This window comes from Nostoc sp. UHCC 0870 (genome assembly GCF_022063185.1).
Lineage (GTDB): Bacteria > Cyanobacteriota > Cyanobacteriia > Cyanobacteriales > Nostocaceae > Trichormus.
The window spans coordinates 3,715,316-3,729,950 of record NZ_CP091913.1 but is presented as its reverse complement, the minus strand read 5'-3'; the positions used below and the strand labels follow the sequence as shown (position 1 = coordinate 3,729,950).

The window sequence follows — 14,635 nt, the reverse complement described above, 5'->3', positions numbered from 1 at the left end:
TTAATATGAAAATATTGCTCTCACTAGCCATTGGCTACACAAGTTTTTTCGCCGGTCAAACCTTGGTACTGGCTAAACCTGCACCAGTTAGCTCAGATGTCAACCAGATTAAAAAAGTTAGCTTTAACCCACCACCACTACCTACTTCTGAGTCGCCCCCTGGAGGTCGCGTCCGTGGTGGTGCTAAACGGGGTTTGTGTCCCTTAGCAGAACCCCAACTTACAGCTTTAGTACCCTATACACAAGATGTTCCCACTGTCATCAACGTCTGGGGATTAACTACAGAAGCACATCCGACCCTGATGTTTTTTATCCCATACTCTCGAAGTTCTGAGTATCCTACAGAATTTGTATTACAAGATCACAAGTCAGATTCAATTTATCGAAAAGCGATCGCTCTTCCAGAAAACCCAGGAATCATCAGTATTTCTGTCCCGCAAAACATTTCTTTGGCAGTAAATAAACGATATCGCTGGTTTCTCACCGTTAACTGCGACCCACAAAAAGATTCGCCCCCAACTTACGTAGAAGGGGTAATAAAACGAGTCACACTTGACAAAAAAGTTACTGAAAAACTAAAGACAGCTACACCTCTGCAACGTTTGGATATATATCTCCAACATGGGATTTGGCACGAAGCATTAAAAACATTATCGCAATTACACCAAGAAAACCCCAAAGATAAAGCAATTCAAGAAAAGTGGCAGCATTTACTCACTAGCATCCGCTTAGAGGATGTTGCATCTCAACCATTACTGCCAAGTGAACCTTGATTGGGGACTGGGGACTGGGGACTGGGGACTGGGGAAAAGAAAGCAGGGAAAGCAGGGGAAGCAGGGGGAGAAAAATACAATGCCCACTCATTACTCATTACTCATTACTCATTACTCATTACTCTAGGATATTGGGGACGGCAAGGACTACCCCAACAAACTTGTCCTGATGGCATATCAGCCAAAACACTGCTACGTGCGCCAATTACAGCATTAGCACCAATTTGCACTCCTGGTGCTACAAAACAATCTGTAGCTACCCATACGCCGTTACCAATGGTAATAGTTGCGGTTTTCAAGCCAAAGGCAGGGTCTTGAATATCATGGCTACCGGTACATAAATAACTTTTTTGCGAAATGACGCAGTGTTCACCGATATGAATCTCATCTAAACTATATACAACTACATCATCACCAATCCAAGTGTAATCACCAACGGTAACTTTCCAAGGATAAGTAAAACGGGCTGTAGGGCGAATAATTACACCTTTGCCAATACGCGCTCCAAACAGTCGCAGTAGCCAACAACGCAGACCATTAAAAGAATGCAGCGTCAGAGGAAAAGCGATCGCCTGCACGAACCACCATAATAAAATATACCAACCAGGCCGCCCCCGATCAAACCAAGATTGGTCATATTTGCGTAAATCTACAAAAGAGTCATTAGTCAAGTCGCTTCGCTCCAATTCAAAATTCAAAATACCCTATCGGGTTCGCGGTAGCGTCTCATTAGAGAAGCAAGCTACAAAATTCAAAATTAATCATTGGGTAGAAATCTCCCCTATCACCTATCACCTATCACCGTTCGGCTGACGCTCACGGCGGAAGCCTGTCACCTATCACCTGTCACCTATCACCTGTCACCTGTCACCTGTCACCTGTCACCTATCACCTGTCACCTGTCACCTGTCACCTGTCACCTATCACCTGTCACCTGTCACCTGTCACCTGTCACCTGTCACGTGTCCCTTACTTTTTAAACAACAGACCTTGAATGACGGCGTTTAAGTAACCTATCTGTCCATAGCTATAAACAAAGTTATCAAAGCTTTCGGCTGGATCTTTAAAGGCATACTGTAATGCTTTATACAAGCCACGAACAAACCTTTCACCACCTCTACCAAACTGGGCAATTCCGGCTTTACCCGCCAGTTGTTCCCGATAGCATTCGCTAATACCTTGCCACCAACCACGGTTTAAAAACCAGGAACGATTGATGCGTTCTGGAGCGACGTTATGAGCAACTAAAGCGGTGGGAAGATAGGCAACTTGCCAACCCTGTTTAAGTGCCAGTTCCGTCATCAGGAGTTCTTCGTTAGAGAGGAGATTTTTACCAACTCTACCGAGTTGGGGGTCAAAACCACCGATTTTATCGAGAAACTGACGGCGGATAGAGTAATTTAAACCTCTGGGGGTTAAACCTGGTTTATCAATGTAAACCACGCTATCACCTAAGTCATAAGCTCCTAAATTGCCGGCTAAACCAGCAGATAACCATGAAGGTGGTTCAATATTCGCAGGCCATAATAGAGTGACCTTACCACCAGCGATCGCTAGCTGAGAATTATGTTGATAAGCATCATACAATACTTGCAGCCAACCAGCACTAGCAACTGCATCATCATCTAAATACGCTAATATTTCAGACTTCGCCTCTTTTGCGCCCGTGTTGCGAGCCACAGATAAACCAAGAGTAGGTTCAAAAACATACTTTAAGCGGGGATTACTCGCCCTTTCTTCCGTCACTTCACGAGTGCGATCGCTTGACCCATTATCCACCACTATGACCTCAAATTCCCCCGCGAAATCCTGCCCCAACAGGCTATCAATCGCCGCACCTAGATAATTATCCCGATTGTGAGTACATATAACAGCAGAGATTTGCATATTAGTCAACCCCTTCGGGGAATTCAAAATTCAAAATTCAAAATTCAAAATTCAAAATTAATAACCTCTTCCCCAGTCCCCAATCCCCAATCCCCACCCTGTCACCTGTCCCCTGTCCCCTGTCACCTAATTTATACCTGCTGAATATGGCTGTGTAAAACCACCAAAGTTTCTGCTAGTTGACTGAGGCGAGTTTCTAGGTATTGCTTGCGTCCTAGAAGTTGACGTAATTTTTGATAACGTGCGATCGCCATGCTGACTGTCGCTAGCTGATTGGGTGGACAGGGACGTGACCATACTTTACCTGAAGCATCCACACCACAAAGGCGATAACCTGTCCGTAGGTTTTGATGGGGTATTTTATTACCATCAGGTGTACAAATTTCTTCTACATAATCCATCAGGCGTTCTACTTCTCCGTGGCGGAGTGTGGCAGTTCCCCCGTGTTCTGTGTCCCAAGGATTAGATTCTAACCAACCGTTGACAATGGGGCCTTCTAAGTAAATATCCTGGATTCGCTCCACAATAGTATGCAGTTCTTGTTGCCAACCAGCTACGTGTTCGTGAATTTCTTGGAGGATATTCGTAGCTAATGCTGGATTAGCACCGTGACGATGGTTACTGAAGCTGGGAGTTTTAAATTTGGGTAGGTTTGGGGTTTTTCCACCATCGTCCTCTGTAGCAAAGGTTTGTACAGAACTGTGATGAGGAAATAAATTTTGGGTATCAGTAGTTTCCGTGTGGGTGTCAGTGCTTAATTCTTCTATCTGTTCTGGGGTTTGACTGTCTGTACCTTCCTTACCTGCAACACTAATTCTAAACGACACAGGCCGCTTGGTATTTTCGCCCGCGTCTGTGGCAGTAGTATCACGAGTTCCTAAATCATGTAGAGTTGCTTCAATGCGTTTTATCCCTGCTTTCATAACTTTTCCTTAAAAACTACTATTTGGTTTTTAATATTTAACGCGATGTGCAACTTATTTTGGAAACCCCTCTCCAAACCTTTCCCCTACAACTGTAGAGACGTTGCATGCAACGTCTCTACATATTCTCCCTTCACTACAAGGGAAGGGAAGGGGTTGGGGGTTAGGTTTGAAAGAAAGTTGCACACGGCGTTATTTAGAAATGGGTCTAACAAGATTTTTATCTTTCGCCCATTTTGGCATAAAGTCAAAAATTAGTGCTGAGTTTTGAGTAATAAGTGCGTATCCCCACTCATTACTCAGCACTTCTTAGCAGATGCAGGATTCACAAAATCGTGTAAATCTGCATCCCAAACACTAATGTAAATTAAATCGCAATTCTGCCGGATAATCTGACCTTTAACTGAACCGACAGCAAAACTAAAATCTTCTAACTGACGCTGTTGTATTTGTTGTAGTCCCTGCTGAATTTTGGGCGAGGCTTGACCATTTAGCATTCCATTTAAAGTAGTCTGCATCAATTGTGGGTCTACAGACTGGGCAAAGGCTACCTCAGTTTGTTTTAGCACACCTGTATTGCGGTCAAATAAATAACCTAAGTCAACTTGGTTGGGTACTAATTTATAGACAACAGCGCGGGTTTTTCCCCACGCACCTCTTAAATCTCTATTTGGCTTTCCTAGTTTCGCCTCTACGGTGCTTCTGGATGTCCCTGTGGGGAAAGCTGGAACACTTTGTCTAGTAGTATTGCTTTTTTGTTTCTTGGGAGGTGGGTTTGGTGGTAATGGATCTTCTTGTGGTGGGACAACAACAGTCTCATTCTCCATTTCTACTGGTGGTGTTGCTGGAACTTGAGGCGCGGGAGTATCCACTGGAATAGGAGGAGGATCAGAATCTAGGGGGCGATTGTTGGTTGGGGTTTCAGGAGGAGGGGTTTCTGGCTGCGGGGTAGAGTTGGGGGTAACAGGGGGTGGAGAAAATGGCGCAGAAACGGGAGGATTAGATGCTAAAACATCAGGATTCTGAAATTTTGGTGAGGGGATAGAATCACTGACTATTGTTTCAGATGGGGGTTGGCGAGTCAGACTAGATAGTGCTACTCCACCTATCAAACCACCTACGATTAAAACGCCAAATATCCAAACAGGCTGTTGTTTTTTGTTAGGAGAGATTTTTTGGGGAATAGGTATAGCTTGGGTTTGTTGGGTTGCTTGAGGAGGATTAACAACCGACTGTATAGGCGTATTATCACCAGCAGATAGAGCATACAGCATTTTACTGGCAGTGGTGAAGCGATCGCTCGCCTGGGGTTTAATCGCCTGAGTCAGCACCCTAGCAAAATCCGGGGAAATATGCGGCGCGTTTCGTTCCCAAATAATCTCGCCGGTTTGGGGGTGAGTTGGTAATTCTTCAGGATGTTTACCAGTCAACAGATAAATCGCTGTTAAACCTAAACTATAGATATCAGTGGCATAAACTGGTCTACCTACAGCTTGTTCACTAGGCATATATCCCGGTGTACCAATCACCATCGAACGTGTAGGATATCCTGGAGAACCTACCACAGAACGAATCGTTTCTTTAACTGCACCAAAATCAATTAAAACTGGCTTTTGGTCAACAGCACGGAGAATAATATTATCTGGCTTAATATCCCGGTGAATAATCCCTTTACTGTGGACATAATCTAACACCGATAATAGACTCAAGACAATTTGCCGGACAATAGTTTCACTCTGGTATCCTTTAGCTTCCAGCAAACCCCTCAGCGTTTGACCTTGAATCCATTCTTGCACCAGGTAAAACTGTCCATTCTCTAAAAAATAAGCATGGAGTTTGGGGATTTGGTCGCTATGTTCACCCAGATATTCCAAAGTTGCGGCTTCCCTCTCAAACCTTTGTTGAATCATTTGATAGGCTTGGGGGTCATTCGCAATGGGTTTGAGTTGCTTAATCACGCAACGACGGCGAGAAGGCATATGAGTATCTTCCGCCAAAAAGGTTTCCCCAAACCCACCAGCACCGAGTACCTGAATAACTTGATAGCGATTGTTCAGCAAAATAGATGTCATGAACAGTTAAATATGTGCGCTATTTCTCAATGTACATCACGATGTGGGGACCGGGGATTGGGGATTGGAGAATCTGAATCATGTAATAGATACTTTGGCAAGTATACTAATCATCTTAGCCACCATATTCTAACTATTAATTTTTCATAGTAACTATTTGCAGCCATTTGGAAGACTAACTAAAGTAAGAGCGATGATGCTCCACCCCGGCGTAGGCGATCGCTCCACAAAGTTTGCCACAACACCCCAGATATCCGGTAATGTAGTATCTACATCATTACTAGCTACTGAATACCACCTACTGCAACCATGTCAGAGTATCCTACTCTCCCTACAACCAAACCCCAAAATCCTAATTTTTCCTCCGGCCCCTGTGCCAAGCATCCTGGCTGGTCTGTTGCTAATTTGCAAAATGCTTGTTTAGGTCGTTCCCACAGATCGGAAGATGGCAAAGCCAAATTAGCAGCCGTAATTGAACGTTCCAAACAAATTCTCGGTCTTCCTGCTGATTACCGCTTGGGTATTGTTCCCGCTTCCGATACTGGTGCAGTAGAGATGGCGTTATGGTCACTACTGGGACAAAGACCCCTTGATATCCTGGCGTGGGAAAGTTTTGGTCAAGAATGGGTTAAAGATGTCGTAGATGAGTTGAAATTGTCTGATGTCCGCTTGATGAAAGCACCCTATGGCAGCTTACCCAATTTAGAAGAAGTTGATTTTAGCCATGATGTCGTGTTTTTGTGGAATGGCACAACATCCGGCGTGAGAGTTCCCAATGGTGATTGGATTCCCGATGACCGTGAAGGACTAACCATTTGTGATGCCACTTCTGCGGTGTTTGCAATGGATATACCTTGGGAAAAAATCGATGTGCTGACCTATTCTTGGCAAAAAGTCTTAGGTGGGGAAGCACAGCATGGTGTCGTTGTTCTCTCACCCCGCGCTGTAGAAAGACTAGAAACTTATCAGCCAAGTTGGCCTATACCAAAAATTTTCCGTCTATCACAAAAAGGCAAGTTAATTGAAGGCATTTTCAAAGGAGATACGATCAATACACCATCAATGTTGTGTGTAGAAGATGCCCTAGATGCCCTAATTTGGGCAGAAAGTATTGGGGGACTTTCCGGCTTAATTAGACGTAGTGAAGCCAATTTAGCGGCAATTAGCACCTGGGTTGAACAAAGCAGTTGGGCTGGTTTCTTGGCAGACAAACCAGAAACCCGTTCTTGTACTTCTATCTGCTTAAAAATAGTTGACGCAAGTTTTGCTAGTCTCAGTCCAGAAGACCAAGGGAAATTCGCTAAGAAAATGGCGAAACTTTTAGAAAAACAACAAGTAGCTTACGATATTGCCCCTTATCGTTCTGCACCTCCTGGACTTAGAATTTGGGGAGGAGCTACGGTAGAAACTACAGATATTGAAGCTTTACTTCCTTGGTTAGATTGGGCATACGCTACTTTGAAAAGTGAGTTTGCTGCTGTAGCTTGAAATAATTCGTAATTACGAATTATCCCCACACCATCCGCGATGGCTACGCTCGCCGCAGGCATCGCTCCCTTGCTTATCCTTTTATAGTGGAAGCTCAATTATAAACTCAGTACCTTTACCAAGGATAGAATTACAAATCAACTTGCCACCGTGGGTTTCTTCGACAATTTGTCTGGCTATAGCTAAACCTAAACCTGTACCTTTTCCCACAGGTTTAGTAGTATATAAATGGTCAAATATTTTTTGTCTAACTTCTTCACTTATTCCCTTACCATTGTCAGCAATTGAGATTTTTACATAGTTGTCATTTCCTGATGTAGTAATTGTAATGAGGTTGGGATTAGCTCGAATTTCCTCAAAACTGTGTCCTTGATTGGATTCATTTAAAGCATCAATGGCATTGGCTAAGATATTCATAAATACCTGATTTAACTGACCAGGAAAACATTTTAGTTCAGGTAAATTATCATAGTTTCTGATAACTGTAATTTCTGGAAATCGTTCGTTAGCTTTGAGACGATGTTTGAGAATTAAAATAGTGCTATCAATGCCTTCATGGATATTAAAAAATTGCTTGGTGTTGCTATCAGCACGAGAAAAAATACCCAAACTTTTGCTGATAGAGATAATGCGATCTCCTGCATCTTTCATAGCACGAATTAGTTTGGGTAAATCTTCTCGAATGTAATCGAGATCGACGGCTTCCAGTTCATGCTCAATTTCTACATCAGGTTGAGGAAGTTTCCGTCCATAGAGATCGATAATGCCTAACAAGTCATTAATATAATCCTGTAACATATTGACGTTACCGACAATACTGCCGATGGGATTATTGATTTCATGGGCAACCCCGGAGATCAGATTACCGAGAGCAGACATTTTTTCATTTTGAATCAGTTGTAGTTGCGAAGCTTCTAGTTCTGCTACTTTTTCGGCGACTTGTGCTGCGAGGTTTTGGGTGAGGTGAGACAGGTGCAAATGGGTACTGACTCGTGCTAGAACCTCTTTATCATAGAAGGGTTTGACTATATAATCTACAGCACCTAGTTCCAATGCCTTCACTTTGCTGTCACTATCGGAAAGGGCAGTCATAAAAATGATGGGAATATGGCGGGTGCTGTCATTGGCTTTGATCCGTCGGCAGGTTTCAAATCCATCGATTCCAGGCATCATCACATCTAGTAAAATCAAGTCGGGGCGGCAGCGTTCGATTTGTTTGAGAGCGCGATCGCCACTGGTGGCTATAGCTATATCAAAGCCCGCATCACTGAGGGTCTCTGAAATTACCTCTAGGTTGGTAGGCGTATCATCAACAATTAAAACTAAACCTGTAATGGTAGATATTGGCGGTGTGTACGTCATATTGGAACTGTGGAAATCAATAAAAGTGCAGTAGCAGATGCTTATGAGAGATACTGCTGTATGAATTGTTCGAGTTGTTCACTTTGGAACTGTTTTGCCAGTTGGATAATCTTCTGAGTGAAAGGTTGGTATTGATGACTATGTTGCTCCAGTTGTTCTGCGGCTGTTATTAGCTTCTTCAATCGCCCCTCTTGCACGAGTTCTAACCAAGCCTGGAGATCAGTTATGGGGGGTGGAGTTAGTTCTGTTGGTTGCTGATCTACTGATTGATCGGGGATGTCTTCAGTTTTCCAAGTCAGTTCAAGATGTTTTTCCAGCAGTCTGAACAAATCATTGACTTGCACTGGTTTGACAAGGAAATCATCGCCACCAGCATCAATGCTCATTTGTTGATCGATTTGAGCAACCGAGGCAGAAGAGACAATGACTTTGAGCGATCGCAGTTGTTCATTTTCCCGAATCTGTCGCAGCAGCTCAAAACCATCCATGATTGGCATAGCTAAGTCAGTAATGACTAAATCGGGGCGATGTTGCTGAATTTGGTCTAAGCCTGCTTGTCCATCTTCTGCTTCGATGATGATGAACCCTAAAGGCTCTAGCAGATTGAGCAAGATGGAGCGATTCTCCCAGCGATCGTCTATGACTAAAATATGCTGCTGTGAGCCTTCGTAGCCAATAATTTTACCTGCGGATGCGGTCTGCTGTTGACTCCAGTCATTTGCTAAGGGCAGAATGATCTCAAAGAAGAACTCACTACCGATACCCAACTGACTTTTGACTTGGATCTGTCCACCCATTAACCCTACAAACTGTTGGCTAATGGCTAATCCTAGTCCCGTTCCTTCGGCTTTGCGCTTCTGCTCTCCCACTTGTTCAAAGGTTTGGAAGAGTTTGTTGATATCTGCTGGCGCAATACCCACACCAGTATCGGCGATGCTAAAGCGCAATTGGGCGGTGTAATCACTCTTTAGCCCAATTCTTTGAACTCGTAGGGTAACACGGCCGCGATCAGTAAACTTAATGGCGTTACCGAGTAGGTTAATCAATACTTGGCGGAGACGTTTTTCATCTGCACTGATACCCACGGGTAAATCCGCATCAGGTTCGTAGTGAAACTCAATGTTTTGTTGCTCCGCCCGAATGTAGCAAATTTCGACAATACCTTGCAGGAAAGATGGCAAGTGGAAAGCTTGGGGGGCAAGTTCCAGTTTCCGGGCTTCGATTTTGGAGATATCCAGAATATCATTGATTAGCATTAGCAGGTGAGAACCACACTGGTGGATGATACGGATTCCCTGACGTTCTTTGTCGGGCAAGGCTTTGGAGCGTTCCAGAATTTGGGCATAGCCGAGAATCCCATTCAACGGTGTGCGAAGTTCGTGGCTCATGTTGGCGAGAAATTCACTCTTAGCATGGTTGGCACTGTCAGCAATTTCTTTGGCTGCATCCGCTAACGCTTTTGATTGTTTGAGTTGGGCTTGTTCAGTAGATTGGACATAAACTAACACCCCAATCAGTGTTCCCGCCAAGGCTAAGATTGCCAGAGCAATGCTATCTAAGAGTTTTAGCTGAGATTCGATATTTTCACGGGGAATGACGAGTGCTACTGACCAGTTAGCTTCTTTTAGAGGTAGAAACGCAACATATTTTTGAGTTTTATCTATGTTGACTAATTCAATACCCTGTTGCCGATTTACCATCTTTTGAGCGATCGCCGCTAAACCTCGATCTGCGGCATCCACCAATTTGATCCCAGGCTTTTCAATTGTACTCATGAAGTCGGGGTTAGGATAGATGATCGCTTGTCCAATGGAGTTAAGAGTAAAAGCATAGCTATTCTTGCCGTATTTTAGTGTCTCTGTGACATACTGGATGCGATCAACAGCCACGCTTCCATGCACTACACCTATAGGAGAACTCGATGAATTTCCGTCTCTGCGTATGGGAAATGAGATTGGTACTGATGAGACTCCATTCGCTCTGGCAATCATGGGATCGCCAACATGGACATATCCTAAAATCGACCTTTGAAACCAGGGTCTATCGATGACATTTGCCCGTTTACTGTGCAATACTGTACTTTCTCGCCATCCATCTGCTGTGGTTAAACCAAAGAGTGAAAAATCTTCAATTCGTTGGTCTTCCGCTTTTAAATATTTACTGGCGATCGACCAATCCACTGAGCGCACTAAATCTGTGTTTGCCAACATCTCAACTCTAACTTTGAGAACTGCTAACCAGTGATCAATCTGATCTCGGCTCTGTTCCACCTCCGAGAGAACTTGATCCTTGAGATTGGCTAACATGATACTTCGCACCGTCTGATAGCTGAAATAAGTGGCTACAACTACAAATAAAGTAGTACCACCCACAATTACCTTAGCTAACAGGCTGCGCGAAGGTTTACTAAAGTTTGTACTGAGAGATGAGGGCGAATCACCGACAGGTTTTTTAGCTGATCGAGAAGATTGCCAGAACCAGACGACGGACATGGGCATCTATGATAGATTCAAGATTGATAATTTATGATGCCCATTTGTTAAGGAGTATATTAAAGACTACACCCAAAACCTTCAAAACTCTCAGCAAAAGTGACTAATTCTAAGAAGTGTGGATTGGCTAAAAACTGCTTTGCTGCTAATAATCCAGCTACGCTCCAAGTTTGATTGATTCTGGCTTCTTTGCCAATCAGACGACCATTGTTGCCATCGTAGTATTCGGGGAATTTATCCTGGGTTAAACGACTTTCAGCGATCGCGATCGCTTCTTGGGCTAGTTCTACTCTGCCGGTTTTTACTGCCGCAGCTGTAAATAACCACAGTAATACCGGCCAATTACCACCATTATGATAAGACCAAGGGATGTTTTTGGGATCACATCCTGTGACAATTCGCCACTCTAAACCTTCTATAGCCGGATAGCAAATTTTCACAGGCATATAGCCAATTAAGTCTTGCCAGCGATGCACAAATAAATTCATGATGCTTTGAGATTCTTTTTCGCTAGCTAAAGAAGTTAAAATTGCCATCAAATTACCCAAAGCAAAGAAGCGAAAATCCATCCGTCCCGGCCCCAAATTCCCGGCTAAATAACCACTACTTTCGGGTAGCCACTCAATTACCCAATTAGGAATTGATTCTGAGTATATATTGAATTTATTGGCAACTTCTTTACCAAATTCATTTCCTTTGTAACGGTAAATTTCTCTTAACCTTTTCAGGTCTACCCAATAATAATTGCAGATGTGATAGTGCAAAGCACCCAATCTGCCATTAACTTTATCGATATAGCGTCCCCCGTCTCCATCGGGTAAAAGTAACTCACGAGAAGCCCGCATGGCTGCGTAGAATAATACCTGAATTTCTAAAGGGTGTTCGTAAACTCCCATCCGGCGGTCAATCATAAATGCGCCATCGGGAACTAACATTGTGGGGTACATGGCAAACCGATGTACCAGGCAAAGATCCAAAATTAACTTGATGCCGGCTTGAAATTGTGGCTGACGGGCTAATTCTAAGTCCCCTGTGGCTTTTTCATAGGCACGTAGCAGCAGAATCCACCACAAACAAGAATCTATAGGCGGAACGCGTGCGATCGCTTGTTCACCAAAATCAGCAATTAAATATTCCTCGCTGCCATTGGATTCTACTTTAAAACTTGCAGGCATCAATCCCGAACCAGGTTGAAAGCAATCCATCTGCTTTTCATGGCTTTGTAATTTCAGTGTCTCCACTAAAAAGTTACGCACAATTTCTGATTTACCTTCCATGAGGAATACTAAAGCAGAAGGAATAAAATCGCGGAGAAAACACTGATCATAGTTGAGTGCCTCCAATTCAGGATCGTGAGCTGCTACAGTCCCAATGGGTTTTCCCTGGTAATAAATTATGGATTCTTCTAGGAGTCGCCAAGCTTCTGTTTGCTGGAAATTTTTTTGATTGATTGTGGAAGTTTTCATAAGCACTTAGTTCTATTACTACTCTCAAATCCATCTTGGAAAGCACAGCAAATCAACTTTCAAGCTGACCAAAGATGAAAGGAAATCAGATAAAGCTCAAGAAACTGCTGCTATTTCTTCTGAACTACTAATACGCTAAAAAATATGACTTTTAGCAGTTGCCTTATTTACGCGTTAAAGTCTGCGGTGGAATAACCTTAGAGTATGGTTTTGGGAACTACTTAGGGCAATATTTACTCTGATGAGGCATCTTTACTGGCGATCGCCTAACTAATCTCTGAACTTACATCGTAATTTGGATGTGCCTTCTTTGTTACCCTAGCATATATTTCTCTGCACTTGGCTAGCATTAACTCGTTATCAGTTTTAATTATCAGTACAAGAAACTGCTGTCAGTCTTGGGGAATACGACTGTCAAACCTTTAACCAATTCTCTTGCACTGATAACTGTTTACTGATATAACCCAATTGACCCTTTTCTCAACTGAACCCTATTCCTTTATGAATAAATATTGAAAATTGTCATCCTTCTTAATACTATCAAAACTAGCAGAAGGTTGTAATATTAAGGATAAATCATTAAAACTTTGTTTTTTGTCTTGGGACTAGAGTGCTATCTAGATAACATTTTTAATTCCAAGATATATTAATTTAATCTTAAAAAATATAGCAATCACTATCCAAATTTTTAGGAAAAATTAAGTGTTCTTTAGCAAGAGAGATTGTAGTTATGTTTTTTGGACACATTGAAAGAGAAATGTTATCGGCAGAAATATATTCAATCTGCCAAAGTACCCAATTGCCAGGGAATTTACACTTACTAATAAATCAAGAACAAGAAAACCACGATATTTGGGAATGTCAAGGACAAAATACCGTGCTTCCAGGAGAAAATCCAAAATCATTTATGGGTGTGAATTGGAAAAAGGCAAGATTCCAGAAAGGAAGGAATACATAATAGCCAATTTCCCATTCCCAATTAAATGCGATCGCCTGCGGTGTAACACCAATTCCATTCCCAATTTTTACCGAATCAGAGAAGGAATTAGTCTCAATGGCACACCTATTTGAACCATTCAAGCTTCGTGAAGTTACCTTTCGCAACCGCATCGCCATGTCGCCCATGTGTCAATATTCCAGCACCAATGGATTTGCTAACGACTGGCATTTGGTTCATTTAGCATCCCGTGCAGTAGGTGGTGCAGGTTTAATAATTACAGAAGCGGCGGCTGTAGAACCTCGTGGCCGGATTAGTCCCCAAGATTTAGGAATTTGGTCAGATGACCACATAGAATATTTAGCTAAGATTGTGGGATTAATACATAACTTTGGGGCTGTAGCAGGTATTCAACTAGCCCATGCAGGGAGAAAAGCCAGCACAGCTAAACCTAGTCGCGGGGGAAAATTTTTAGATGAATCCCAAGAAGGTTGGCGGCCAGTGGTTTCGAGTAGTGCGATCGCTTTTAGTAAAGATAGTCCAGTACCCGAAGCCCTCAGTTTAGAAGGAATCCAGCAAGTTATTCAAGCCTTTGTCCAAGCTACCCAACGTTCTTTACAAGCTGGTTTCAAAGTCATAGAAATCCATGCAGCCCACGGCTACTTATTACATCAGTTTCTCTCACCTTTAGTCAACCAACGCCAAGATAATTACGGTAGTAGCTTTGAAAACCGTACCCGTTTATTGCGAGAAGTCGTTACCGCCGTCCGAGAAATATGGCCGCAAACATACCCTCTGTTTGTCCGCATTTCTGCCACAGATTGGGTAGATAAGGGTTGGGATATGGAACAAAGTATTACCTTAAGTAAAGAACTTAAATCTCTTGGTGTAGACCTCATTGATTGTTCTTCCGGGGCAATTATACCCGGTATCAACATTCCAGTAAAACCCGGATATCAAACCCAATTTGCTCAACGCATTCGTCAAGAAAGTAATATCGCCACAGGTGCAGTCGGCTTAATCACTTCCCCCGAACAAGCAGACAAAATCATCCGCGATGGCGTAGCCGACATGGTGCTTTTGGGGCGGGAATTACTCCGCAATCCCTACTGGCCTCACTTAGCTGCTAAAGAACTAGGATATGAGAAACATTGGCCGGTTCAATATGATCGAGCCTGGTGATAATTTCCCTTCATCCTAACTGATCAGCAACCTTCTCTCAGTGTGTCAGACTT

Annotated in this window: 11 protein-coding genes; 4 read left to right on the top strand and 7 right to left on the bottom strand. The window is 43.1% G+C overall.

Annotation, left to right across the window (positions count from 1 at the left end):
• Positions 1-5 precede the first annotated feature (5 nt).
• Positions 6-773, top strand: coding sequence for a DUF928 domain-containing protein (locus tag L6494_RS15745; RefSeq protein ID WP_237988665.1), 768 nt, complete (start codon positions 6-8; stop codon positions 771-773).
• 104 nt (positions 774-877) lie between these two features.
• Here L6494_RS15745 and hpsU read toward each other — a convergent pair whose 3' ends face one another.
• From hpsU to L6494_RS15725, 4 genes are all read right to left on the bottom strand, one after another.
• Positions 878-1,444: a hormogonium polysaccharide biosynthesis acetyltransferase HpsU gene (gene hpsU / locus L6494_RS15740; RefSeq protein WP_237988664.1), complete on the bottom strand. Its 567-nt coding sequence runs from the start codon at positions 1,442-1,444 to the stop codon at positions 878-880.
• Positions 1,445-1,742: 298 nt separating this feature from the next.
• Entirely contained in the window at positions 1,743-2,669 is a 927-nt protein-coding gene (locus tag L6494_RS15735; protein WP_237996039.1) for a glycosyltransferase family 2 protein, read from the bottom strand.
• 122 nt (positions 2,670-2,791) lie between these two features.
• Positions 2,792-3,583, bottom strand: coding sequence for a hypothetical protein (locus L6494_RS15730; protein ID WP_237988663.1), 792 nt, complete (start codon positions 3,581-3,583; stop codon positions 2,792-2,794).
• A 299-nt stretch (positions 3,584-3,882) separates the two neighbouring features.
• A complete protein-coding gene (locus L6494_RS15725; RefSeq protein WP_237988662.1) occupies positions 3,883-5,655 on the bottom strand; it encodes a serine/threonine-protein kinase in 1,773 nt (590 codons plus the stop codon).
• Between the two features lie 309 nt (positions 5,656-5,964).
• Here L6494_RS15725 and L6494_RS15720 point away from each other — a divergent pair, with 309 nt between their 5' ends.
• A complete protein-coding gene (locus L6494_RS15720; protein WP_237988661.1) occupies positions 5,965-7,143 on the top strand; it encodes a phosphoserine transaminase in 1,179 nt (392 codons plus the stop codon).
• A gap of 81 nt (positions 7,144-7,224) precedes the next feature.
• On the opposite strand, the gene L6494_RS15715 is transcribed toward L6494_RS15720, so the two are convergent.
• From L6494_RS15715 to L6494_RS15705, 3 genes are read right to left on the bottom strand one after another with little or no spacing between them, the layout of a single operon-like run.
• Positions 7,225-8,505, bottom strand: coding sequence for a sensor histidine kinase (locus L6494_RS15715; RefSeq protein ID WP_237988660.1), 1,281 nt, complete (start codon positions 8,503-8,505; stop codon positions 7,225-7,227).
• A 41-nt stretch (positions 8,506-8,546) separates the two neighbouring features.
• Positions 8,547-11,003, bottom strand: coding sequence for a hybrid sensor histidine kinase/response regulator (locus tag L6494_RS15710; protein ID WP_237988659.1), 2,457 nt, complete (start codon positions 11,001-11,003; stop codon positions 8,547-8,549).
• A gap of 53 nt (positions 11,004-11,056) precedes the next feature.
• A complete protein-coding gene (locus tag L6494_RS15705; protein ID WP_237988658.1) occupies positions 11,057-12,463 on the bottom strand; it encodes a glycoside hydrolase 100 family protein in 1,407 nt (468 codons plus the stop codon).
• A gap of 730 nt (positions 12,464-13,193) precedes the next feature.
• On the opposite strand from L6494_RS15705, the gene L6494_RS15700 reads away from it, so the two are divergent.
• Positions 13,194-13,421 (top strand): hypothetical protein, encoded by a 228-nt coding sequence (locus tag L6494_RS15700; protein WP_237988656.1) that lies wholly within the window; start codon positions 13,194-13,196, stop codon positions 13,419-13,421.
• A 96-nt stretch (positions 13,422-13,517) separates the two neighbouring features.
• Entirely contained in the window at positions 13,518-14,582 is a 1,065-nt protein-coding gene (gene namA, locus L6494_RS15695; protein WP_237988654.1) for an NADPH dehydrogenase NamA, read from the top strand.
• The last annotated feature ends 53 nt before the right edge of the window (positions 14,583-14,635 follow it).